Here is a 24,780-nt window from a genome sequence, read left to right as displayed (position 1 = left end):
CTGGTCTCGAGGCGCAGCATAACTAAGCTGCCAAGTGAGAACCAGCTTGATAGGTTAAAGGATTGAGATCCGGCACGAAAAACGACGGACTATGGGGATTGTATATGAAGTTAGTCTGGATTGCTTAAGTGAGGAGTTACTAACTTCAAGGTGAGACTTGGCGCACGAATTGGTAATCTCTCGGTTGTTTGAAAGTGTGTCAATAACGCATTTTTGTGAGATGGAGAGGCATTGTCACGGCAGTCCTTGGTAAAGTGTCAGCTAATTTGTTAATGGACAACTAACGCTGGACGAATTGCATGTATGCTGATGGTTGGCGTGCATCTCACCAATAATCTACGGAATATTTTGGTATTAAAAACATGAAGCTTTGGCAAAAACTTTTTCTGGGTTTAGTCGCTTGCATGCTTCTTGTGGTCAATCAAGGAATTGCAAGTGAATTGCCGCTTAACACGGTGCGGATTCACTATCACAGGGATGCGGGTGACTACGAGGGGTGGGGACTACACCTTTGGGGAGACGATTTGGCGTTAACCCATGTCGTATCTTGGCGTTTTCCTATGTTGATCAGCGGTCGTGATGACTTTGGTGTTTATTACGATGTCCCCGTCATCGATAAAGCCAAGGGCTTTGGATTTATTATTCACCGTGGAAAAGAGAAAAACGTTAAGCAGGATATGGTGCTTAATGTTGCTCGTGATGGCTTCGAGGTATGGCAGCTTCAAGGTGATCCAAGGTTATACAGCAGCGATCCTTTGATTGCGTTGGCCAAGGCCAAAGCAGATAAGGCCAAAGCAGATAAGCTCAAAGCAGAAAAAGCCAAAGCAGATAAGCTCAAAGCAGATAAGGCCAAAGCAGATAAGCTCAAAGCAGATAAGGCTAAAGCAGATAAGCTCAAAGCAGAAAAGGCCAAAGCAGATAAGCTCAAAGCAGAAAAGGCAGAAAAGGATCGAATCGCTGAGCAGCCGGTAGATGAAGGCCGAGTACTCTCTTTGTTGGAAACCTTGCGGAAAGACAATGAAGTGCGGGTGGCCGAGAAAGAGGCCAGCTTGCAGCGGTTACGCAAACAGTTGGCTGCGGAAAGTGCTGCGCGGAAAAAAGCTGAGAAAGCCTTGGCGGAAAGTCAGGGAGGCGTTGGCGAGACAAGTGGTGAATTGGCTGCTGAACTTGAGATAGCGCAGACCCGCGAGCGTGAACTGAATGAACGTGTGACGGCTTTGCAGACTGAGCTCAATAAGTTAATTCAGATCAGCAAACGCGCTGCGCCATTACAAGCGGCAGAAAGTAAGCAACGTTGGTTTGATTGGCTCAGTCACACCACGGTTATCCTGCTGACTATCATCTTGCTAGTGTTTGTGACCATCTATCGTCGCCAACGTGGCGAGCTGGTGAAAAAAATGCTGGCACAAAAAGCGGAGCTGGTATCGGCACAAGAAAAGATCTCCCGGGATACCGAAGAGCGCCAGCAAGTTGAGAATAAAATGATTGCCATGGCGGGCGTTGATGAACTGACCGGGCTCCCCAATCGCTCTATCTTCAACCGCTCGTTACAGCGCTCGGTGGCTAAGGCGAGCCGGTCTAATCGGAAAATGGCCTTGCTGTTTATCGATTTGGATCGCTTCAAACTGATCAATGACACCTTGGGTCATGACTATGGTGACCAAGTCTTGAGAACCGTCTCTGAGCGATTCCGAGAGTGTATTCGGGAAGTTGATATGTTGGCTCGCCTTGGCGGAGACGAGTTTGTATTGATGATTGAGGACTTGGTTGATCCCAAATTCCTCGCCGGTGTGGCCACCAAAATGATCAGTGCGGCACAGCAGCCGTTCTTTATGGCTGGCCAGGAATATCATGTGACTGCCAGTATCGGTATCGCTACCTACCCGAAAGATGCGAAAGACGCATCGGCACTGCTCAAGCATGCAGATATCGCCATGTATCGAGCGAAAGATGCCGGGAAAAATACTTACCAGTTCTTTTCTGAACAGATGAATATTCACTCCCTGCAGCAGTTAGCACTCGAGTCGAGTTTGCGTAGCTCTATCGAGCGTGAAGAGCTATTGCTGCACTATCAGCCGATTGTCGATGCAAAGGTTGGCCGCATTACCGCGCTTGAGGCTCTATTGCGTTGGCAACATCCCGATATGGGCTTAGTGGGGCCAATGCAGTTTATTCCGATTGCTGAAGAGAGCGGGCTTATTGTGCCTATTGGCCATTGGGTCTTGCAGACGGCCTGTCAGCAGGGGCAAGCTTGGCATCAAGCCGGTTACGATATTGCCCTGACAGTGAATTTGTCGCCGCGGCAATTGATTGAGCCGGATATTGTGGCATCAATTGAAGAGATCCTTAGTAAAACAGGGTTCCCAGCAGAGTACCTGACACTGGAGATCACCGAAGATTTGATGATGAGCAACCCTGAAGAAACTGTGGAGCGGATCGAAGATCTCCGTCAACTGGGGATTAAGTTTGCTGTGGACGACTTTGGTACCGGTTATTCATCGCTGAGCTACCTGAAGAAGTTCCCTATCGATACCTTGAAGGTCGATCGTAGTTTCTTGCAAGGGGTGCCCGATGACAGTGATGATTCCGCGATCACCTCGGCAATTGTCGCCATGGGCAAGAACCTGCGCTTGAACGTTATCGCTGAGGGGGTGGAAACCTCTGAACAGTGCGACTTCCTGCTTAAACAAGGTTGTCGTTTGATGCAGGGGTACGCATTTGCTAAGCCGCAACCAGCGGAAGAGGTTTCTAGTTTACTCGATGGCACGGTTGGAACTTTCCAAGTATTAGCCAGTTAAACAGAAAGCGGTGCAGGCATCTGGCATAGCACTCTATGCTTGGTGCCTGTGACTTATCTACTGCCCCCATGCTGCGTTTGTTGTTTTTCCTTATAGATTCTACACGGAGCTTCTCCATGGCTGTGATCCTGCATCTGTTCGCTTGTTGTGCTGTTTTCCTGCGCCGTCCTGTCACTGCAGTTACTCCCACCTCTATCTTGCTCTCTGGTTTACTCTGTCTGCTGGTTGTGCCGGTCAAAGCCGAGGCCGAGCTACCAGTCATTGGCCTGACTGAACGCCTGCAGCCACTGCAATCGCAGATGCAAAACTCCACCGGTGTTTATCTGTTGGAGTATGGCGAAGAAGCCTTAATGGGGCGTGCCTGGTTAACTGCCCATGCCGAGCGCAGCATCGATGTGCAGTATTTTATCTGGAGCAGTGACAATATCGGAACATTAGCGGCGGAAGCGTTACTCAGTGCGGCAGAGCGCGGTGTTAAAGTCAGGGTGCTGGTTGATGATCTGTTGATTGATGCAGACGATGTCACGCTGTTGTCATTGGAAGCGCACCCAAATGTTGAAGTGAAGATATATAACCCGCTGCACTCAGTTGGGGTGTCTGGTGTGAAACGTTTTTTGAATATCGCCTTGGGATTCAGGCAGGTGAACCAGCGGATGCATGATAAAACAGCCACGTTTGATGGCGTGGTTGGCATCACTGGCGGGCGCAATATGGCCGACGAATACTACGACTTCGACCAGCAGTATAACTTTCGTGATCGCGATATTCTGTTAGTGGGGCAGGCGGTTAAGCAGATGACAAGCAACTTTGAGCAGTTTTGGCAAAGTGATCTGTCTAAGCCGATCAGCGATCTTCTGCAACACTCCAAGCAACAACTAACCCAGCAGCAAGTGCATGAATTTCAGCAGCAACTGCACCTGTATGCGCAGGACCCAGCCAACTTTGCGCCGGAGGTGCGGCAAGCACTGGCAGACTTACCCAGACGCTTTAGCGAGTTGGTCGATGCGCTGGTGTGGACAGAGGTGAAATTTGTTCACGATATGCCGGGGAAAAACAGCGGTAAAGAGGGGCTGAAAGGCGGTGGTCGTTCAACGGACTCCTTGGTGCAAGTGCTGGCCAGTGCGAAACGTACAATCACTATTCAGTCGCCCTATCTGATTCTGCCAGAAGGGGGGATGGATTTTTTTGCTGACAAAATAGCCCAAGGGGTGAAAGTAAAAATTGTCACTAATTCTCTGGCGTCAACGGATAACCTTCCAGCCTTTAGCGGTTACGCAAAAATACGGGAAGATCTACTGGCGATCGGTGTTGAGCTCTATGAGTTTAGGCCGCACCCACTATCGCAGCGCACCCTGATGGCAAGGTACCCGCAAGTGCAGGGCGCGGGGCGTGAGCCGATATTTGCTTTGCACGCAAAAAGCTTCGTGGTGGACGGTCAGCTGGCGTACGTTGGCACGTTTAATCTTGATCCGCGTTCGGCTAACTTGAACACCGAGGTTGGGGCGCTATTTAACGAGCCCACCTTGTCGAGCCGTCTTGAGCAAAGCATTCTCAACGACATGCTGCCGGTGAATAGTTGGCGAGTAACCAAAGGTGATAATCCAGATAAACATGCGTCGCTGGCCAAACGTGCCAAGCTCATGGGCTTTAAATTGTTGCCCCTGGATCCAATTCTTTAGTTGCCCTGTGCGACAGCTTTAAGGTGTGGTTTGCGAGTTAACTGCCGATTAAGCAGCTAACAACCGTGATAGCGCGGCGGCCAGCTTACCGCTGTCATGACGGGCGATGTCGGCTTGGCTATCTACCAGATCATAGTTGTGTAAACGATAACGCTGCGCGCACTCGGCGATATCCTTAAAGCGAACAAAGGTGCTTTTCTGTTCCGCATATCGGCTCAGGATTTTTTCCGGGGGGCGGCCTTCGTTATAGATGATCTCATCCAGTGGCCGTCCAACATAAGCTTCGACCTCACGAATGAAATCTTCTGCATGGTAACTGTCGGTTTCACCAAATTTGGTCATGATGTTGGTCAGATAACAGATCCGAGCACGACTGTTTTGCAGCGCCTCTTTTACTCCCGGTACCAATAAGTTAGGCACGATACTGGTATAGAGATCCCCTGGCCCAATCAGGATCATATGGGCATCTAAGATCTGTTGTAATACCGGAGGATTCACGGATACCTGATCGGTATGGTGCGGCACCAGAAATACGGAAGAGATCTTCTCTCGCTGATCTCCCCGTGGCAGGTCGATGGCACTTTCACCAAAGACCCGATCACCATTGGTCAGCTCTGCGACCAGTGTCGCCTTGTCTGTGGTGACAGGTAAAATGTCGCCTTTAACATCGAGAATTTCAGCCAGTGCTTTAATCCCCTCCTGAAACGAACCGGCATATTGGCCCAGCATGGTGAGCAGCATATTGCCTGCATTGTGTCCCATCAGTCGTTCACCGCTGCTGAAGCGTTTTAGCAACAGCTCTCGCGCCACTTCTCGCTGTGGTGATAACGCCAGAATGCACTTCAACACATCACCCGGCGGTAAGATGCCTAACTCATCGCGCAGTTTTCCGGTACTGCCGCCACTGTCGGTCATAGAGACCACCGCCGTGATCGCCACATTGGGCATATCACGTAAAGAGGAGAGCAGGGCATACTGGCCACTACCGCCACCGATCGTGACGATACGGGTTTGTGTGGCTTGTGGACTTTGCAGATTGTCTTGGCTGTCCAACTGACTCATGGAGAGGCTCCAACGGTTTCCGACGTTTGCTGGCACAACTATGGTGCAGTGTCATTAATGTGTAAAGCGATGACTACCGAACAGTGATACAGGCAACTAATGTTCGGTAACAGAACAGAAATATGTGAAATCAGGCATAAAAAAACCCGCTCGGTGAGCGGGTTTTTTTATAAATTTGGTGCAGATGGGGAGACTTGAACTCCCACGCCCGTGAAGGCACTAGCACCTGAAGCTAGCGTGTCTACCAATTCCACCACATCTGCAAGTGGTGCCCAGACCCGGAATCGAACCAGGGACACGGGGATTTTCAATCCCCTGCTCTACCGACTGAGCTATCTGGGCATATCTACATCACTTAAGGCTGGCTGCAAGCAGCGCTTACGCGGTAAGTGGGGCGCATTAAATAGATTTGCGCGGCAATTGTCAAGCCTGCAGGGGCTAACTTTTTGCTGTTTGTTCAAGCTTTGTTCGATTTACAGATCTCAGCGTAAAAATTGGCGCCATCGTGGTTCAGCGCCAGTAAGGGCATAGGGTGCACTAGTGCTGCTTTCAGCAAAATCTGACAGAAAATAAGCGGGCACCGATGAGGTGAATCGTGGTGGTGCAGGGGGTCAGCAGGCAAGCCTTATTGCTTCAGCGTATTTATGTAGAATCAAGTTCTTCTATTCTACCAGGCGGATCTGTTTAGTTAATTGACTTTGTTGATTATTTAGTTTTTGCTTGTGTGCCGATAAGAACCCAGTAACACCGCTTTCACCGCCACAGGTACGGGTGTAACCCCCCAACTGTGAGTTAACTAGTTGATAGAGCGAAAGTTAAGGACGTATATTGGTGAGATAGTTGATTGACGGATGCGCGACTTAGTGAGAATTCTGTCTAATACGCTGTTATGTCTTCTTCGAGGAAACGATTAAATGACCAAGGACAAAACACTTGGTGTAATCTCTAAAGGGACAAAAGTTGGTGAAATAGCAGACACTGGAAGCCCTATAGGGAATGCAGAAAAGGCAATAGAGATCCTCAAAAGAGAGGGGCTGTTCGCTGAGCAAAGTCAGAGCAAACTGATGTTCAGACAGGCGCGTTCATTTTCCAAAATATCCAGGGATATTCATCAGGCGTCATTGCTAGTGCCTCCATATAACCCTGAAGCTTGTGCTCCTTTCGTTGTAAACGCGGCGTTTGCTAGTGAGATGTACCTGAAAACCCTTTTAAGGCTGTCTGACCAAAGCAAAAATACGCACACTCTTTCATCGCTATTCAAGCTATTGCCGAATAAGCTCAAAGACCAAATAAACAAAATAACAAAGGACAAATCTGCTGTTTTTCAAGTTGAGGCCAGTTTGTTCAAAGATCATTTAAAAACAATAAACAACGCTTTTGTTGATTGGCGCTATATCTACGAGCACAAGCAAGCGACTGTTAACATTAACAAAATACTTCTTATACTTACGGTACTAGATACGTTGGCTTGTAATGAAGTACAGAAGACATAACAAGCAAAACCAAACCGCCGCAAAAAGCGCGGCTGGGACTCCCTCCGCGAGCTCCTGTCGCCCCTGTTTTGAGCGTTATGCCTCAAGAGTGAATCATGGAATATAGCGAAATCATAGATAACTGGAAGGCCTTCGCTAATGCTGTAAAAGCTATCGGAGGTGATGTCCAAGCTTTCACCATAGAGGAGCCAGCAACTGAAGAAGAGATTTCTGGTATAGAGGAAAAGCTAGGTTTTCCTTTGCCTAAGTCACTGAAAGAGGTTTTGCTTAATTTCTCAAGGAAAGTTGAGTACCGTTGGTTTCTTCCTGATAAATTTGAACTAGAAGGCGAATTGTCGGAGATATTTTCGTGTGACAGGCATTGGTCACTAGATTGGCTCTATGATTTCAATGAGTCTAAGAATGGTTGGGTCGAAGAATGTTTTCCAAACAAAGAAGATCCATATGATGTTGTTTGGCACAACAAGCTTGCGTTTCATGAGGTAGGAAACGGCGATTATTTGGCAATTGATCTGTCTTCCGCTGAGGCGGAGCCTGTTGTTTATTTAAGCCATGATGATGGTGATGGGCACGGAGTCGAGCTAGCAAAAAACTTCAAAGATTTCGTTTTTGAAAGTAGCCTCATAGGGTGCGTTGGCGGTGAAGATTGGCAACAACTGCCATTTATTGAAAACGGGAAAAAGCATATAAACGGAAGTTGCGCTAATGCAATCAAGCTTAGAGAAGTCCTTGGGATCAAGGCTTAGCATCAAATTTGAAGTTCAACAGTAGCGATTAGTGTTGATTGAGTACCTCAGCAGGTGTTTTAAGCCTAATTGCTTTCTCGGACTCGCATCAGGCTATTGACCAGAAAATTGATCACCCCAGCGCTTTCTATGATCACCCACTTCATTCGCGGTTACGCCTCGTAAATCAGCTAACAGGGATTCTGACTTTGAAGAGTTAAATCCCATGTACCTTAAGAGCGCATAAGCGATCATGCCGGTACGATGGATCCCCGCAGAACAGTGAATGTAGATTTTGGCCTGTGCTTGCAGTGCATCTACGCAGTGGCTAAATAGTTCATTGATCGCTTCGACGCGATCTTGTGCTGGAGGCTCAGCCGATGGCAAGGGTAACCACAGCCACGTTAACCCCTGCTGCTCTGCTGCCCGCCCAATCTCTTTAGCGCCCTCTTTTTCAGACAGCAAGGTCATAATGTGGGTGACACCAGATGCTTGCATATTTTTCAGCAATTTCATTTTGGGTCGGTGGCCAATGGCTATGCCACCATGGGATAGCTCAAGCCAGTTTAAATCCACATCGTTACTTGGCGGGGGGGCGGTTTTTAGGCGACCAATCAGTGGGCCAAGCCGCTTTTTTGCCGCGAGGTCATCAGCCATCATCACTTTTGCGTCTGCAATTAATGCTTTATTCACAGCAGGGTCGTATGGACCAGTAGTCAGTTGTGCTTCAATCCTGCTAATCAGTTCATCTATTGCCACGGGTCTGTCTCGAGATTAGTTGTCGCGTTCTATTCATCTTACGTGCTCATTCAACAGACCGCACGCGACATATAGAACAGCAACACTCATCCAGCGTTAAGTTGGCTTCTGTGCTTTTAAGTGATTGATGGCTAAGGAAGTTGTGATGACACGTCCGCTTATCTTTGTGCGGTCGGTTTTCGTGAATTTCTGTTTTGCATCTATTTTTCATCAGACAAAGAAAAAAGGCTTAACCCTTTCGAGTTAAGCCTTTCTCTTAAATTTGGTGCCGGCTGCCGGAGTCGAACTGGCGACCTACTGATTACAAGTCAGTTGCTCTACCAACTGAGCTAAGCCGGCGGTGTGTATAGGGCATCAACGTTGCCGTTGACATCTCCCTCACCACGGCGCGAGATATTACTTATCTGGCCGTGGAGTGTCAACGCTTGTTTTGATACTTTTTTCATAAATCGGTCATTAATTTATGAATCGTTTGAAATCTGTTCGTAATCGTCGCTATTAGCTGGTTTTCTAGTCGAATTTGCAGTCACTGGTTTGCAATGGCTATTTTGCTATCACCTTCGCGCTAGCGGGCGAATAGCCTGAGATAACGGTTTTCGCTTGTCCGTCAGGCGATGGCGCGATGAGTTTCTTGTTTCGCGCGCTGCGCAAATAGCATCTATTCATCCTCTATCATCTCTGCGAGTACGTTGGCCAGGTGGCGGGGGCGGCGGCCAGTCATGGCATAGATTTGCTGGCCGCAGCCAAAGCCGTTACAGACTAGATCGGCTTCAGGGGCCGCAACTATTTTTGGTACCAGAGACAGGTTGGCCATTTGCTGGGATTGCGCAATGTGTTCGCTTTCCAAGCCAAAGGTGCCACCCATGCCGCAGCAGCTCGACTTAATAAAGCTGACGTCTAAGTCGGGCAGTAAGCGCAGCGCTTTACGCATCGACCTCATTGCGCCGACCGCTTTTTGGTGGCAGTGACCGTGAACCAGTATGGGCGCATGTTGTTTGCCGCTATTAAAACTGAGATTGAAACGCCCGTTGATCTTCTCTCGGGCAATAAACTCCTCCAGTAGTTGCGCTAGCTTAGCTGCTTTAGCCGCTATCTCGCCGAGTCCCAGTGCTTGGTATTCATCGCGCAGCATTAATAGGGTGGAGGGCTCCAAGCCAATGATCGGGCGCTGTTTCTCTATGTGGGGGCTGAGTGCTTGTAGCAGGCACTTAGCTTGTTCGCGGGCTTCGGCGACCAGCCCTTGAGATAGCAAAGTTCGACCACTATCCAGTGGCGTTTCGTTGGCAGAGCTGTGTGGATCGATCAGCCACACTTTATAGCCTGCTTTGCGTAGCAACTGTAGCGCTGCTTCACCCTGTTCTGGATTGAAGAGCGTGGTAAAGCTGTCTAGCCATAACACCACCGAATGACTGAATCCTGCCCGAAAGGCGAGTGGCTCGTATACGGTACGGTTTGCAATAAACGGCCTAGTGGCAACCTCTGGTAGCGGCACGGAGGCGGCGATTTTTAGCCATTTGTCACCCAAATATGCCAGTAGACTGCTGCGGTTCCGCCAACGGATCAGGTGACTTAACCAGGGATATTTGTGCAACAGGAAGGGGTGATAGGCGAAGAGGCGGTTGCGTAGAGACAGGCGCTGATTTTTTAGCTTTTGTGCGAGGTATTCCGTCTTGATCAGTGCCATATCGAGGTTGTTTTCACACTCCCGTTGGCATCCCTTGCAAGCGACACATTGATCCATCGCGGCGTCGAGCGTTTTACTGCTAACTGGTGATTCGATGTCAGGCTGATTAAGTATCTGTTTTAGCAGTTTGACGCGTCCGCCGGGGGAGAGGTGTGGATCACTGCTGATGCGAAAGCTGGGGCACATCACGCCAGTTTGTTGCTGTTCACAAACTCCGCTGCGAATGCATACCGATATGGCTTTAGCGAAGTCTCCCCCCTGTTTGGGGATGTCGGCGTAGGCATCGCCCATGCCTTGGTCATGATAGTTAGACCAATCCAGCTCACTCTTCATAAATACCTATCGACGTGTTGGCTATCAAGCTAAAAGAGTTAATACATCAAGAAGTGTGCCGAGGCTGATCTACTGAACTAGGGGGTTAGCAGGCTGAATATAGGGGAGCGGCTGGCAGAAAGCTGACAAAGGCAGGTGCAGCGTCGTAAGTGCCACATTCCTGCCGATGATATAAAGACTCGCTGTTGCGGCTTTTTGTTGAGAGTAAGATTAGGGCTTATCAAACAGCAGCACGGAGCGGATGCTCTTACCCTCATGCATCAGATCGAAAGCGTGGTTAATCTCATCCAATGGCATGGTGTGGGTAACAAACACATCCAGTGGGAACTCGCCATTGAGGTAGCGTTCGACATAGTCGGGCAGTTCGCTGCGCCCTTTGACACCGCCAAAGGCACTGCCACGCCATACTCTGCCTGTGACCAGTTGAAACGGACGGGTGGATATCTCCTGACCTGCACCGGCCACCCCGATGATCACCGATTCGCCCCACCCTTTGTGGCAGCACTCTAATGCGGAGCGCATCAGGTCCACGTTACCAATACACTCGAACGAGAAGTCAACGCCACCGTCGGTCATCTCGACCAGCACTTCCTGTATCGTTGCCCCATGATCCTTCGGGTTGACGCAATCTGTGGCTCCCAACTGCTTCGCCAATTCGAATTTGCCAGGGTTGATATCCACCGCAATGATGCGTCCAGCGCCGGCGATCTGTGCGCCTAAGATCACGGACAGGCCAATACCGCCAAGGCCAAAGACGGCAACGGTGTCACCGGGCTGCACTTTGGCGGTATTGAGCACTGCACCAATGCCGGTGGTGACGCCGCAACCGAGTAGGCAGGCTTTGTCTAGCGGTGCTGACTTATTAATCTTGGCAACCGCGATTTCGGGTACGACGGTGTACTCACTAAATGTCGATGTACCCATATAGTGGAGCAGGGGTTGACCATCGAGGCTGAAACGGCTGGTGCCGTCTGGCATTAATCCTTGGCCTTGGGTAACACGTATTGCTTGGCAGAGGTTGGTTTTCCCTGACAGGCAGAATTTGCACTTGCCGCATTCAGGGGTGTAGAGCGGGATCACATGATCACCGACGCTAACACTGGTTACGCCTGCGCCAATCTCTTCTACAATGGCGCCACCTTCATGACCAAGAATAACGGGGAATAACCCTTCAGGATCATCGCCCGAAAGGGTAAATGCATCGGTGTGGCAGACGCCACTGGCGACCATGCGCAGTAATACTTCTCCCGCCTTTGGCGGCGCGACTTGCACGGTTTCAATGGTAAGCGGAGCGCCAGCTTTCCAGGCGACGGCGGCACGTGCATTAATCATCGGGAGTTCCTTATTCTTAGATTGTTCGACATTAACCATAGCTATAACTGTCACGGCTGGCTAACAAAAACGTCAGAGGTTTAATTACTCGTATAGACAATGAGATACGTATGATTTGTTATATTGGATTATTGTCAGTGCTGAGGTGAACTTCTCACCGAAGTTAACTGACTAACAAAAAGACAATAATAGGGTTGCTAACCCAAGCCAGAGAGAGAGTCGATGAAGATTTCCAGCCAGTTTGACGGTGGTAAGATCGAGGTCATTTCCTGCGAACGCGCAGATGATATTCAGTTAGCTATTCCAAAAGACAATCAGTCTGATTTTTACCAGTGGTTTTATTTTCGCTTAAGCGGTGCCGCTGAGCAGACTTGCCAGATTAAGTTAACTGATCTGGCGAAGTCAGCCTACCCCCCAGGTTGGCAAGGTTATCAGGCGGTGGCGTCTTACGATCGGGAATACTGGTTTCGAGTCGACAGTGAATTTGATGGTGACACGTTGACGATTAAACATACACCGTCGTTAAACTCCGTCTATTACGCCTATTTTGCGCCTTATTCTACTGAGCGTTGTGCGGACTTTATTGCCAGTTTGCAGCATTCACCGTTAGTGAGTACTGAGGTGCTTGGTCAGACTTTGGATGGTCAGGATATGGATCTGCTGACCATTGGTGAGCCAGGTGAAGGTAAGTTGACCTGTTGGGTCATTGGTCGCCAACACCCTGGTGAAACTATGGCCTCTTGGTGGATGGAAGGTTTTCTTGAGCGTTTATTGGATGAGTCAGATCCAGTGGCGCGTACGGTGCTAGATAAAGCGGTGTTTTATGTGGTACCGAATATGAATCCTGATGGCAGTCGCCGTGGTCATCTGCGGACGAACGCTTGTGGTGCCAATCTTAATCGTGAATGGCAGACGCCGACATTAGAGCGCAGCCCTGAAGTCTACTATGTGCGTGCAAAGATGCAGCAGACGGGGGTCGATTTCTGTCTTGACGTACATGGCGACGAGGCGTTGCCCTACAACTTTATTGCTGGTGCTGAGGGGAATCCGAGCTGGACGCCACGTCAGGCAGGGCTGCAGAAATCCTATATGGATGCGTTAGTGGTAGCGTCGCCAGATTTTCAAACTGAGCATGGCTATGAGATTGATGCGCCCGGCACTGCGGATCTGCGGATCTGTACCAACTATATGGCCGAGACGTTTGACTGTCTGGCGATGACCTTGGAGATGCCGTTTAAAGACACCATCGATACCCCTGATCATGATGAAGGGTGGTCGCCAGACCGTTGCCGCCGGTTAGGTGAAGCCAATCTTAGTGCCATACTCAAGGTACTGCCGGAACTGGTTAGGTAGAAAAAAGGAGCTCCCATGGCGAACAATCGGCTGTTAAGCCCGTTGAAGTGGTTAGTCGGACTGATGTTAATGATGACTCTGTTTGCCTGCACCAGCAAACCGCGGACCGATGTGGATTACGACACCAGCTATGATTTTCTGCAGATGAAAACTTATGCTTGGTTGGCTCAGCCGCCGGAAGATGCGCAAACCACCAGTTTACATGCGTTGCGGGTGCAGGAGTCGGTGGATGCCGAGTTGTCACGTCGAGGGATGACCTTGGTTGATAGTGAGCAAGCCGATGTCTTGTTGGCGTATCACCTGGTGATTGATACCAAGTACAACGTGGATAATTATTACAGTCGTTGGGGGTATCGCAGCTATCACCGCGATCGTGTTGGTGGTTTTGGCGTTTCCAATACCCGTGTTCGAGAGTACCAGGTTGGCACCTTGCTGATCGATATGATTGATCCGGTAAAAAAGCAGGTGATCTGGCGTGGTTCTATGAGCAGTCGGGTGAAGAAAAACGTGGCGCCAGAAGAGCGTGATGTGATTATCCGCCAGAGTGTGGTTGATATTCTGGCACCGTTCCCACCGTTATAAATCGTCGTTTAACGACGCATTTCTCCAGCCGATAAAACCGGTGGCTTAGCGGCCGCCGGGTACTTCACCTGCATAATGGTTGATGATCCTGTCTATCTCACCACTTTCAGCCAGTTTGTCTAACAAGCTAGCGAGCTGTTTGGTATCAAACTTAGATTTGGCTGAGAACATACAGTGCACCTGATGCTCGGAAATTTTCAATTGGTGTTGGGTGAACCTCTGTTCCCCCGAGCTGTGTACCAGATAATTGGTGGTTATATTGTCGGCGATAACATAGTCAACTTGTTGGTTGAGCAAGGCGGCAAAGTTGTCAGCATGTTTGGATGCATCACTACGTTGGATATTGTGTTGTTCAAACTGTAACTCCAGCGTGGGGTAGTGAAAGCCCCGTATGGTGCCGACGCGGGTTAACGATAGATCGCCAATTTCATCCACTTTACGTTTGTCATCTGGTGGTCCGTATAGCCGATCCTGTTCCACGAAGAGTGGGCCGGACCAGACAAAGCGCTCCGGTTGCTTGAACCATGCCGGATTGGCAATACAGTTCATATCCAGTTCGCCTGTGTTCAGCTGGTTATCTAAATCAAGCCGGTTGACCTCTTTGAAGCTGACCTTGATATTGGCTTTTGCGGCCAGGGCGTCAGCGATATCCTTGATGATGCCGCTTTGCAGGGTACCGGTTGAAATGATCGCGTAGGGTGGCGCGTTGTGATAGCCATAACCCACAGTGAGGTTATTAGGCGTGGCGCTTAAAGCAGGAGACAATAAACCACAGGCTAAGACGCATTTAGATAACAGTCGAACTACAACCACGGTGGTGTCCTTTTTGCCGGAGTTATAAGAGATTGTTGCGATTGTTGTTGGAGATGGGAAAACAATCGCAACAGCAATAGACTCAATCTTATAGGTGACTTAGCTCCTTTTCTAGCGCTTTAGCCATGGTTGGCCTTGATTTTACCCGCTTTCGGTAGGCCGCTAGCTTGCTGGGCAAGCGCTGCTCCGATGTCATTGCCCAGTTCAGTGTGTGGGTGAGCAATATGTCGGCGATATGGAAATCGTCACCAAGCAGGTAGCCTTGTTCTGGCACCCAAGCTTCCGCCGTTGCCAAGGCTTGTTCAAACTCCCAAACGGCTGTTTCTATCACCGCTTCATGGCGCAGATGTTCCGGCAGGGCAAATCTGTGTTTCGCCATTGTCCACAGCGGTTGCTCTAGTTCGTTGCCGATAAAATTTACCCATTGATGGTGTAGCCCGGATGCATGCGAGCCTTTTTCTGGTAGCAACTTGCCCGCTTTTTCAGCCAGATAGAGGCAAATAGCGGCAGACTCTGTGAGCACCAAGTCGCCATCAGCAAGGGCTGGAATTTTGCCGAAAGGGTTAATCGCTAAAAACTCAGCTTGTTTGTGTTGTGCTTTTTTCAGGTCTATCAGCTGATAACTGTAGGGGAGTTGGAGCTCTTCTAACGTCCAGGAGACGCGGAGTGAGCGGGTACGTGGGTAACCATAAAGCGTGATCATAGGTAACTTCCTTTTGGCCAATAGCTAAGCATATATCAAGTTATCCACCATCACAGGTTGTAATTGTGCAATGAGTTGGCGAAAGTAGTCGCCTATTCCGTTGTTTATTAAACTCAATTGAACTGACTTGAAGCCTACACTGCAAATGAATCTGCAATCTGCAAGAACCCAGCTGTTCGAGATTATTTTTGGCACACAAACCCGTGCTGGACGCTATTACGATATCAGTTTAATCATTGCCATCCTTTTGAGTGTCGTGGTGGTGGTGATCGATTCTGTTGAGGGATTCAACAGTGAGTTTGAATCCGTACTCTGGTCATTGGAGTGGGGCTTTACTCTGCTGTTTACCGCTGAGTACCTGTTGCGGTTGTGGATATCGCCGAAACCCTTGGCGTATGCCCGCTCTTTCTTTGGCGTGGTCGATTTGTTGGCCGTATTGCCGAGTTATTTGGCTCTGTTGGTGGCGGGCGCGCAGTACTTGCTACTGATCCGTTTGTTGCGTGTGTTGCGCATCTTCAGAGTGCTGAAACTGGTGCGCTATCTGGGTGAAGCCAACGTGTTGATCCGCTCTCTGGTGCAGTCAAAACGTAAAATTCTGGTGTTCTTTTTGTCTGTCGGTGTGTTGATCGTTTTGTTTGGCGCGTTGATGTTTGCTATTGAAGGGCCAGAGCATGGCTTTACCAGTATTCCGATCTCTATTTACTGGGCGGTGGTGACGTTGACCACAGTCGGTTATGGCGACATTTCACCACAAACGCCGTTAGGGCAGGCTGTCGCCGCATTAGTGATGCTCACTGGCTATGCCATTCTTGCAGTGCCGACCGGTATTGTGACCGCTGAGTTATCGACAGAGATCTTGCGCCAACGTAGCTTAACGCGTTGCACTCAGTGTGAGCGGGGGGGGCACGAGGCTGACGCCGAGTTTTGTAAATTTTGTGGCAGTGAACTGCCAGAGCCGCTGATAAAAGATAATCCCCACAGCTAGCGAGTGTGTTGCCTTACTGGTAAAGCTGGCTGACCATTAATTGGATAGATAATGACGTTAAATCTTACTTCGTATTGCCGACCTGCTATGACAGCCAGGTTGACTGGCCTTTTGTTTTCCGCCTTGCTGCTTAGTGCCTGTGAGCCCGTCGCAGATGCACCGATCTATACGCCAGTGACGGCAACGGATCCTCTGGCCAGTCAGATGATCGAATGGGCCATGGTGTCTGGTATGAATGGTGAGCAAACATTAGCCGTGACAGAGGCTAATCGGCGTTTCTCCGGTTACTTAGCAGCAGAGTTTGGCACGCTGCAGGATGCCGAGTTGCGGGATCAGAATTTTTCGCTATTTAACCAGAAGATATTGGCGCACTACCTGAAGGGCGGCACTGCCCATCGTGATGGCAAAGTGACATTGTCGCAATGCGGCAATGTTGCGGATATCCAAGCAAAACATGGGGTGCTACCGGTGCGATACAGCATGTATGCCTGTTTTGCTGACAGTCCGGCATTTGCCAGTTGGGTATACACCATGTCTGCTGAATATATTGACCGCCACGGAAAGGTGGTTGCCGTCGAACTGCTCGGTGCTGCTGGGCGTGCGGAAGATAAAGCGACACTGGAGGATAAACAGGTTTGGTTTACCGAGCTGATCCAGACCCGGCAAGCTTTTATCCGCAAGGCACTATCGGCACTCAGTGCAGCGCAGCAACAACCGTTCGCGGAAAGCGCGATTGTCGCGGCAAACCTGAGTAAAACGGCTGTGTCGCTCTATGCTGCCACGCCAGATCAGGGTTTCCAAAAGATCGGCGCAATAGCCTGTGAGGCAGCACATGGTTGCCAGTTGCAGGCTGAATAACCACTGTTAGAGGCTGAATTAGCAAAGCGTTATATCTAGCCTCTATTTATATCTAAAATGTCTAATGGATGGGCTCTCGCTCATCCATCTCCTGCCGATAACCTAGGTATCTCTATTGATGAAGTTAATTGATACCTATGACAGCCCTGACTCTCGATCGTTTGCAGACACAGTCGAGCCATTTTGCCTCCCGTGAGCAGTCACGGGAGATTGTGCGCCGTGGCGAGGGCCTGCCTGCGAGCAATCGTAATACCGCGCCACAGACTGCAGCACAGCCCTCGGCTGTGCAGGCTGGTTTGGCGACTGCTGAAGCCGATTTAGCACAACAACAAGCCCAGCGACTGGCTGCCAGTGCCAATCTCAACTCAGCTTCTTCTTTAGCCAACTTTTCTCTACGTAGCCCCGAAGCCAGCGATGCTGTGCCCGATCTAGACGCGTTGCCGCTGACTCCGGAACTGCGGGTGGCGGTGCAGATGATGGAAGCGCTGGCAGGACGTAAGTTTGAGCTGTTTGCCCTCGATCACCTACCGCAGCAATCCGCTGCGGCGTCCGGTTTCACCTATTCGGCACAGGCGCAGCTGTCCGTTGAGATGACCGCCCCTGTTGATGACACGCCGGTGTTGGTGATTGAGCGGGTGTCGGAGCAAGAGCGGATGAGTTTTAGTGCCAGTGGTCAAGTCACGTTGGCAAATGGTGACATCCAGGTGTTCTCCGTATCCTTGATGATGGCCAGAGATCAGCAGCAAGTGAATCTGTCTGCGACTACTGCTGGTGCGTTGAAAGACCCGTTGGTGTTGAACCTGGGGGGCAATGGTGTGTCGCTCAGTGAGCAGAAACATGAAATAGATCTGGATGCAGACGGCGAAACCGAGTCTGTTGCCATGCTGGGGAAGCAGAGTTTTTATCTGGTGTTGGATAGCAACGGTAACGGTGAGGTTGATGATGGGCGTGAACTGTTTGGTGCGCTCAGCGGCAATGGTTTTGCTGATCTGGCGGCATTTGATGAAGATGGTAACGGCTTTGTTGATCAAGGCGACAGCGTGTTTAATCAGCTACGACTGTGGCAACCACAGACAGAGCAATGGCTGAGTTTGGCCGATGTGGATGTGATGGCGCTGTATGTGGGTAGTGAAAGCACCCCGTTCATGCTGAAGGATAGCGACATGAGCTTACAGGGCGCGGTGAGGTCGACCGGATTTTTCCTGCGTAATGAGGGGCCCGCCGGTACCTTGCAACAGGTCGATCTAGTGGTGTGATCGACCTGACCTCAACATAACTGTTTTAGTTAGATCTCCATTTTCAGGATCTTAGAGCGGCGCTGCAGGTTATACATCTGCTGTTTTTGCGGCGGTAGGTCGGACACATCGGCAGGGACAAAGCCATGCTCTAAGAACCAATGAATACTGTGCGTGGTTAAGGCAAACAGTGTTTCGATACCCATCCGTTTGGCTTTTTGTTGGATCATCCGTACCAGTTCTGTACCGCGGTCAGCAGAGCGGTATTCGGGATCCACGGCTAGGCAGGCCAGTTCACCGACATGGCTGTCTTCAAACGGGTAGAGGGCTGCACACGCCACCACTAAACCATCTCGTTCAGAGATGGTGAAACGGTCAATCTCCACCTCTAGCTGTTCCCGTGAACGGCGCACCAGAATCCCCTGTTTTTCCAACGGCCGGATCAGGTTCAAAATACCGCCAATATCATCAATCCGTGCCTGACGTACCTGTTCTGCTGGCTCGGTCACTACCTGTGTGCCGATACCCTCGCGAGAGAATAACTCCTGCAGGATCGCACCATCCACTTCACCACTAATTAGATGGCAGCGGGGCACACCGCTGCGGCAAGCCTTAATGGCTGCGAGCAGGAAAGGCTTGGCCGCTGAGCAGTTGGCTTTACCGTCGTCATAGCTTTGCAGCAGTGCTTCGGCTTCTGATGGCATCAGCTCGGCGATCACCTGACCATCGGGATCTAGTAACCCTTGGTCGGCGCAAAAGCCAATCACTTTATCTGCTTTGATACGGATGGCTATCTGTGTGGCCACCTCTTCGGCGGTCAGATTAAAGCTTTCGCCGGTAACCGATGCGGCGACGGGACCATGGATAACAATGGAATTTTGATCGAGCTGACGGTTGATACCAGCCACATCAATCCGTCGTACCTTGCCACTGTGACAAAAATCGATGCCGTCGATGACACCAAGGGGTTGAGCTATCACAAAGTTGCCACTGACCACGTTTATCTGTGTGCCCTGCATCGGCGTATTGGCCAAGCTCATCGATAACCGCGCCATGATCTGCAGCTGCAGCGAGCCTGCCACGCCGGAGATAACATCCAACGAATCGGCGTCGGTAATACGGGTATGTTGGTGGTATTCGCAGGCAATTTTCGCTTTGGTGAGCGCTTCATCTATCTGTGGACGAGCGCCGTAGACCAATACAATGCGGATCCCCAAGGTATTTAGCAGGGATATATCATTAATGATATTACGGAAGTTCTCGTGCTTGATCGCTTCGCCGCCGAGCATAATGACAAACGTCTTACCGCGGTGAGCGTTAACGTAGGGAGAGGAGTGTCGAAAACCATCGACCAGATCAGTTGTACGCACGTTTATCATATTCCGCTGCTAGTTTGCCGTTAAGGATAGATCGAACTTCAGGGGGATAGCTATCGACCTGAATGGGGTTTAATCAAAAACTCTCGATTTAACAAGCGACAGGGTACAAAAATTGGCGTTTTAAGGCTACTTATCGCTGACGATCTTCTATGATTAAAAGCGATATTTTTCTTTATGTTAGGGAGTAACAACAAATGAAAGTAGGTAAGTGGTTATTAGGGATCGTTGGTGTGGTGGTGATCGTCGCAGGGGTCTTGATATACGGCGTGTTGAGCAATCTCGACAGTATCGTAAAAACCTTGGTGGAAAAAGTGGGCAGTGACGTCACCAAGGTGGAAGTGACCCTTGATAGCGTCAATATCAAATTGACTGATGGACGGGGTGAATTGCAAGGGCTGACATTGGGCAATCCGACAGGTTTCGGCTCTGATTATCTATTTGACCTGAATGACATTGTGCTCGATATAGACCCGGCTTCGTTGACCAAAGATGTGTATGTCATCAATGAGATTAAGGTGGATGGTGCCAAGCTGATCGCCGAGCAGAAAGGTGGTAGCACTAACCTCCAAGCGTTGCTGAAAGGAATGCAATCCGGTGCGCAGAAACCGGCGGAACAACAGCCAAAAGAGAGCCAACCTGCTGAAGCTGGTGCCGATGTGAAACTGGCGGTGGAGAAGTTTACCTTGTCGAATAATGCCGTCACCCTGATGACCGAGCAGTTTGGTGAGCATAAGATCACCATGCCAACCATCGCCCTGACCAATCTCGGCAGTGCCAGCAAGGGGTTGACACCGGAGCAACTTACTTCGGAGATTGTTTCTCAGATTACCAAGCAAGTTGAAAAGCGCGTAACCGAGGAACTGAAGAAATTGGCCGAAGAGAAAGTGAAAGAGAAAGCCAAAGATAAGTTAGGCGGCGGTTTGCTCGATAAACTTGGCGGTTAATCTGCTATCTAGAGCTCAGATCCAATATGGGTCTGAGCTTGCTATGTCAGTTCCAGACAGTGCGATATCTTTTTAAGCGGTTATCACGAGAGCGACAAACCTTGGTGGTATAACCGACGAGCAATGCACTGTGTTTAAATGAATACCTCAGCTGTTGCTCTCTTCTGTACAGCCCTGTGGAAATCTTTTGCAGTCGTCATCGATCACTAACCAGGAGACCTGGCTATCCGTGTGAATATGGTAGGTGGGTTGCACCTGACTGGGCTTATCTAACGTGGCGATGGTCATGGTGGTGTAATCGGGATGGCGGGTGTCGCGATAGGTGAGTGTCGACCCACAGTCAGGGCAAAAACCACGACGAACATATTCTGATGATGGGTATTCGTTGACCGTTCCCTTTGTCCAGCTGACTTGCTCGGTCTTAAAGTCCATCCAACTGGCGACTACAGCACCAGTATGTTTTTGGCATTGGCGGCAGTGGCAGTGATCTGCGGCGAATGGCATCGCGCTTGTCTGATAACGGATAGCGCCACATAGGCAGCCGCCTCGGAGTTGGGTTTTATCTGTCATTGTCTCGTTGCTCGCCATAGTCCTGCTACTAATTATCGGTGGTTGATGCGCCGCTTTATCATCAGGTTAATTTCGACAAAGCGGAGTGAAATTGCAACAGTAAGATGGGTAATGACTAAAAAGCCCCCGCGAACGGAGGCTTAATATTGTTAGTGCTAGGGCTGATCAACGGCGCTTCTAGCGCGGACGCGGGGCGCTCTTTCCTTTTTGGCCCGCTTTGTTCCGTGGGGTAGGGCGCGCACCGCTTTTGCTCTGACCTGCTTTAGCTTGACCAGCTTTAGCTTGGCCGCCTTTGCCACCGGGGCGGTTTGCTTCATTGCCGCCGTTGTGACGACCTTTTTGTGCCTGCTTACCAGATGCCTTTTTCTTGCCTGTGCCGCGTTTGGGCTGTTCATCATGGCTGCGTGCACCTAGTGGCTGGTCGCTACTAAAACGGGTTAAGCCGCGTTGTGATGGTGCAGGGCGATTTCTGCCACTTTGGGCTTTTTGTCCGCCGTCTACGGACGCTTTACCACCACGGCTAGTGTGCGTGGCGGGCGCGACAAGGTGGTTGGGGCCGTTACCAATCAACTGGCTTAATCCCATGTTCTTCAACCCTTCACGGATCAGATCGGCGTTTTCCGGTGCATGATAACGCAGCAGGGCACGGTGGAACTTACGCTGTCTACCTTTCTTGGCTACGGGGATCTTGCCTACCTTGTGATTCACTTTATGCAGCGGATCCACTTCGGTGTGATACATGGTGGTGGCATTGGCTAAAGGCGATGGATAGAAGTTTTGCACCTGATCCAGCTTAAAGCGGTTCTGTTTTAGCCACAGCGCCAGGTTCACCATATCTTTGTCGGTGGTGCCGGGATGCGCGGAGATAAAGTAAGGGATCAGATACTGCTCTTTGCCTGCTTCTTTCGAGTACTTGTCGAACAGCTCTTTAAACTTGTAGTAGGTGTCCATGCCCGGCTTCATCATCTGTTTCAGCGGGCCCTGCTCGGTATGTTCTGGGGCGATCTTCAGGTAGCCACCGACATGATACTTGGCTAACTCTTTCACATAGCGCGGATCTTCTACAGCCAGATCATAGCGGACACCGGAAGCGATCAGGATCTTCTTGATCCCTTTGATATCGCGGGCACGACGATACAAGTTGATGGTCGGTGTGTGGTCGGTATCCATGTGGTGACAGATATCCGGATAAACACAGGAGAAGCGGCGACAGGTCTGTTCTGCTTTTGGGCTTTTACAGTTAAGCCGATACATGTTGGCGGTAGGGCCACCAAGATCGGAGATCACGCCGGTAAATCCGGGAACTTTGTCGCGGATCTCTTCGATCTCCTGAACAATCGAATCTTCAGAACGACTTTGAATGATGCGCCCTTCATGCTCGGTGATGGAGCAGAATGAACAGCCACCAAAACAGCCGCGCATGATGTTGACTGAGGTCTTAATCATGTCGTAAGCGGGGATCTTTGCTTTGCCATAACTGGGGTGGGGGATGCGTTGATAAGCCATGCCAAACACCCGGTCCATCTCGTCGGTGGACAGCGGATAAGCTGGTGGGTTAACCCACACCCAGCGATTGCCAGCTTGTTGAAATAGTGCGCGAGCACAGCCGGGGTTGGTTTCCTGATGCATTACCCGAGAGGCGTGGGCATAAAGGTACTTATCTTCCGCCACCCGCTCATAGGCAGGCAGTTTGATATAGGTGTATTCCCACGGTTTACGTTTATCTGCTTTGGCATTAAACGGCATCACAGTGATCGCCTGTGCCGTCTCCGGTGCCGCCGCTTCTTCGGCAGCAGACTTTTCGCTGCAGGTGCTGACATCCTCCACCTGATAAGGATTCGGCAGTGGATCTATTTTTCGCAGGCCATCGAGATGGGTGGAGTCTAAGCCTGACCAGCCTTCGAGCGGTTGATTACGCAGCACCGCGGTGCCACGAATGTCCTGCATATCACTGATGCTTTTCCCTTCGGCAAAGCGGTGTGCAATGTCTGCCAGGGGGCGTTCTGCATTGCCGTATACCAGTAAGTCTGCTTTGGAATCAAACAGTACAGATTTGCGGACTTTGTCTGACCAATAGTCGTAATGGGCGATGCGGCGCAGGCTGGCTTCAATGCCGCCGATGACAACCGGTATGCCTTTATAAGCTTCTTTACAGCGTTGGGTGTAAACCGTGACGGCACGATCCGGACGTTTACCGCCTTCGTTATTGGGCGTGTAAGCGTCGTCATGGCGGAGTTTACGATCGGCGGTATAGCGGTTGATCATCGAGTCCATGTTGCCCGCGGTGACACCGAAGAATAGATTCGGTTTCCCCAGCGCCTGGAATGCGTCTTTGCTGGTCCAGTCTGGCTGGGCGATAATCCCCACTCGAAAGCCTTGAGACTCCAGCATTCGGCCAATCACTGCCATGCCGAAGCTAGGATGGTCGACATAAGCATCGCCAGTGACAATGATAATATCGCAGCTATCCCAACCGAGGGCGTCCATCTCTTTCTTGGACATAGGAAGAAACGGAGCCGTGCCATAGCATTCGGCCCAGTACTTGGGATAGGAGAAAAGTGGTTGTTCAGCGTGCTGCATTTAATACTCTCGAAAACCGGCACCGGGCCGTTTGGGGCGCGAATTATATCAGCTGGTGAAAAAATGTTCAGCTAAAGCTTATGTTTCGGTGTTTGGCCGACACAACAACAAAGCGGAGGCTCGAGAGCCTCCGCTTATCACAACATATGATTGAAATTAGAAATAGAGTCGAACGATAGATTCAGCCACACATGCAGGGCGGCGACAGCCTTCGATCTCGATGGTGATCTCTTTAGTTAGTTCTAGTCCGCGCTTGATCGGTTCGATTTTGGCTAAGCGGGTACGTGCGCGCAGCTTGTTGCCTACCTTCACCGGATAGGGATAGCGAACCTGATTAAGGCCATAATTTACCGCCATCTTAGCGGTTGGGTACATTGGCTCATCCGGATTCACGCTTTCTGTTAATACTGGCAATAAAGAAAGCGTTAAAAAGCCATGGGCGATGGTGGTCTTAAAAGGTGATTCTGCCGCAGCACGTTCAGGATCTGTGTGGATCCATTGAAAGTCCATAGTGACTTCGGCGAACTGATCGATCCGTTGTTGATCGATTTCCAGCCACTCGCCCACATGGATCTCCTGGCCAATATGGTTGGATAACTCGATTAACAGTGTTTGTGCTTCAGGGTGTAAAACAATCGCTTTCGGCTGAGCTTCTGCGTTGTCGTTAGTGAGTGGACGGAGTGGGTGTTCTCGTACCCAGGAGGCCAGTTGGGTATTGTTCGCTTTATTTAAAAACTCAGTCCAATAGTCACGGATTGTGGGCGAGATCCATTCCTTTAATTGAAACTGGTGCTGTGCTTGCGCCAGGATCTCGCTTTTCTTTTTTATGAAGTCGACGACTTTCATCCGCGTTTACCTTGTTTTTAAAACTGTGTCACAGGGACGTATTTTAGCTGATACAGCCCCCCGATGG

The 24,780-nt window shown here is 50.2% G+C and carries 20 protein-coding genes and 3 tRNA genes; 10 read left to right on the top strand and 13 right to left on the bottom strand.

What is annotated here, in order from left to right; genetic code table 11:
* Nucleotides 1–362 precede the first annotated feature (362 nt).
* The gene (locus EXY25_RS12445; protein WP_130567023.1) at nt 363–2,798 is read left to right on the top strand and encodes an EAL domain-containing protein; all 2,436 of its coding nucleotides are present in this window, start codon (nt 363–365) and stop codon (nt 2,796–2,798) included.
* A gap of 116 nt (nt 2,799–2,914) precedes the next feature.
* A complete protein-coding gene (locus tag EXY25_RS12440; RefSeq protein ID WP_165419353.1) occupies nt 2,915–4,477 on the top strand; it encodes a phospholipase D family protein in 1,563 nt (520 codons plus the stop codon).
* A 48-nt stretch (nt 4,478–4,525) separates the two neighbouring features.
* On the opposite strand, the gene EXY25_RS12435 is transcribed toward EXY25_RS12440, so the two are convergent.
* The 3 genes from EXY25_RS12435 to EXY25_RS12425 form a co-directional block, all read right to left on the bottom strand.
* The gene (locus tag EXY25_RS12435) at nt 4,526–5,539 is read right to left on the bottom strand and encodes a gluconeogenesis factor YvcK family protein (protein ID WP_130567021.1); all 1,014 of its coding nucleotides are present in this window, start codon (nt 5,537–5,539) and stop codon (nt 4,526–4,528) included.
* 176 nt (nt 5,540–5,715) lie between these two features.
* Nucleotides 5,716–5,802: transfer RNA gene (locus tag EXY25_RS12430), tRNA-Leu, on the bottom strand.
* Nucleotides 5,803–5,805: 3 nt separating this feature from the next.
* Nucleotides 5,806–5,881: transfer RNA gene (locus EXY25_RS12425), tRNA-Phe, on the bottom strand.
* Between the two features lie 572 nt (nt 5,882–6,453).
* On the opposite strand from EXY25_RS12425, the gene EXY25_RS12420 reads away from it, so the two are divergent.
* Together EXY25_RS12420 and EXY25_RS12415 are read left to right on the top strand one after the other, a co-directional pair.
* On the top strand, nt 6,454–7,032 hold the full coding sequence (locus tag EXY25_RS12420; RefSeq protein ID WP_130567020.1) for a hypothetical protein: 579 nt from the start codon (nt 6,454–6,456) through the stop codon (nt 7,030–7,032).
* 95 nt (nt 7,033–7,127) lie between these two features.
* Entirely contained in the window at nt 7,128–7,778 is a 651-nt protein-coding gene (locus EXY25_RS12415) for an SMI1/KNR4 family protein (RefSeq protein ID WP_130567019.1), read from the top strand.
* A gap of 93 nt (nt 7,779–7,871) precedes the next feature.
* On the opposite strand, the gene EXY25_RS12410 is transcribed toward EXY25_RS12415, so the two are convergent.
* The 4 genes from EXY25_RS12410 to EXY25_RS12395 all read right to left on the bottom strand — a co-directional run bounded on the left by EXY25_RS12410 (nt 7,872) and on the right by EXY25_RS12395 (nt 11,865).
* On the bottom strand, nt 7,872–8,516 hold the full coding sequence (locus EXY25_RS12410) for a protein-tyrosine phosphatase family protein (RefSeq protein ID WP_130567018.1): 645 nt from the start codon (nt 8,514–8,516) through the stop codon (nt 7,872–7,874).
* Between the two features lie 263 nt (nt 8,517–8,779).
* Nucleotides 8,780–8,855 (bottom strand) — tRNA-Thr (locus EXY25_RS12405).
* 319 nt (nt 8,856–9,174) lie between these two features.
* Nucleotides 9,175–10,533, bottom strand: coding sequence for a (Fe-S)-binding protein (locus EXY25_RS12400; RefSeq protein WP_130567017.1), 1,359 nt, complete (start codon nt 10,531–10,533; stop codon nt 9,175–9,177).
* Between the two features lie 210 nt (nt 10,534–10,743).
* Entirely contained in the window at nt 10,744–11,865 is a 1,122-nt protein-coding gene (locus EXY25_RS12395) for an S-(hydroxymethyl)glutathione dehydrogenase/class III alcohol dehydrogenase (RefSeq protein ID WP_130567016.1), read from the bottom strand.
* A gap of 222 nt (nt 11,866–12,087) precedes the next feature.
* Here EXY25_RS12395 and EXY25_RS12390 point away from each other — a divergent pair, with 222 nt between their 5' ends.
* Nucleotides 12,088–13,218 (top strand): M14 family metallopeptidase, encoded by a 1,131-nt coding sequence (locus EXY25_RS12390; protein WP_114338301.1) that lies wholly within the window; start codon nt 12,088–12,090, stop codon nt 13,216–13,218.
* 15 nt (nt 13,219–13,233) lie between these two features.
* Complete coding sequence (locus EXY25_RS12385; protein ID WP_130567015.1) at nt 13,234–13,800, top strand: DUF4136 domain-containing protein; 567 nt, start codon at nt 13,234–13,236, stop codon at nt 13,798–13,800.
* 45 nt (nt 13,801–13,845) lie between these two features.
* Here the strand turns inward: EXY25_RS12385 and EXY25_RS12380 are convergent, their stop codons facing one another.
* Both EXY25_RS12380 and EXY25_RS12375 read right to left on the bottom strand, forming a co-directional pair.
* Entirely contained in the window at nt 13,846–14,613 is a 768-nt protein-coding gene (locus EXY25_RS12380) for a substrate-binding periplasmic protein (protein ID WP_165419352.1), read from the bottom strand.
* An 88-nt stretch (nt 14,614–14,701) separates the two neighbouring features.
* A complete protein-coding gene (locus tag EXY25_RS12375) occupies nt 14,702–15,316 on the bottom strand; it encodes a glutathione S-transferase family protein (RefSeq protein ID WP_130567013.1) in 615 nt (204 codons plus the stop codon).
* A 145-nt stretch (nt 15,317–15,461) separates the two neighbouring features.
* On the opposite strand from EXY25_RS12375, the gene EXY25_RS12370 reads away from it, so the two are divergent.
* The 3 genes from EXY25_RS12370 (at nt 15,462) to EXY25_RS12360 (ending at nt 18,415) form a co-directional block, all read left to right on the top strand.
* Nucleotides 15,462–16,301, top strand: coding sequence for an ion transporter (locus tag EXY25_RS12370; RefSeq protein ID WP_114338305.1), 840 nt, complete (start codon nt 15,462–15,464; stop codon nt 16,299–16,301).
* A gap of 87 nt (nt 16,302–16,388) precedes the next feature.
* The gene (locus tag EXY25_RS12365) at nt 16,389–17,159 is read left to right on the top strand and encodes a hypothetical protein (protein WP_165419351.1); all 771 of its coding nucleotides are present in this window, start codon (nt 16,389–16,391) and stop codon (nt 17,157–17,159) included.
* 137 nt (nt 17,160–17,296) lie between these two features.
* Nucleotides 17,297–18,415, top strand: coding sequence for a hypothetical protein (locus EXY25_RS12360; protein ID WP_130567011.1), 1,119 nt, complete (start codon nt 17,297–17,299; stop codon nt 18,413–18,415).
* A gap of 29 nt (nt 18,416–18,444) precedes the next feature.
* On the opposite strand, the gene argA is transcribed toward EXY25_RS12360, so the two are convergent.
* Entirely contained in the window at nt 18,445–19,764 is a 1,320-nt protein-coding gene (argA, locus tag EXY25_RS12355) for an amino-acid N-acetyltransferase (protein WP_165419367.1), read from the bottom strand.
* Nucleotides 19,765–19,967: 203 nt separating this feature from the next.
* Here argA and EXY25_RS12350 point away from each other — a divergent pair, with 203 nt between their 5' ends.
* Nucleotides 19,968–20,717: an AsmA family protein gene (locus EXY25_RS12350; protein ID WP_130567010.1), complete on the top strand. Its 750-nt coding sequence runs from the start codon at nt 19,968–19,970 to the stop codon at nt 20,715–20,717.
* 147 nt (nt 20,718–20,864) lie between these two features.
* Here the strand turns inward: EXY25_RS12350 and EXY25_RS12345 are convergent, their stop codons facing one another.
* The 3 genes from EXY25_RS12345 to EXY25_RS12335 all read right to left on the bottom strand — a co-directional run bounded on the left by EXY25_RS12345 (nt 20,865) and on the right by EXY25_RS12335 (nt 24,713).
* Entirely contained in the window at nt 20,865–21,287 is a 423-nt protein-coding gene (locus tag EXY25_RS12345) for a GFA family protein (RefSeq protein WP_130567009.1), read from the bottom strand.
* 177 nt (nt 21,288–21,464) lie between these two features.
* Nucleotides 21,465–23,867 carry a YgiQ family radical SAM protein gene (locus tag EXY25_RS12340; RefSeq protein ID WP_130567008.1) on the bottom strand — a complete coding sequence of 801 codons (2,403 nt, stop codon included), beginning with the start codon at nt 23,865–23,867 and terminating at the stop codon, nt 21,465–21,467.
* 156 nt (nt 23,868–24,023) lie between these two features.
* A complete protein-coding gene (locus EXY25_RS12335; RefSeq protein WP_130567007.1) occupies nt 24,024–24,713 on the bottom strand; it encodes a MaoC family dehydratase in 690 nt (229 codons plus the stop codon).
* Nucleotides 24,714–24,780: the final 67 nt, after the last annotated feature.

The organism is Corallincola spongiicola, from assembly GCF_004284785.1.
GTDB lineage: Bacteria > Pseudomonadota > Gammaproteobacteria > Enterobacterales > Neiellaceae > Corallincola > Corallincola holothuriorum.
This window is presented reverse-complemented; position numbering and strand designations above follow the sequence as displayed.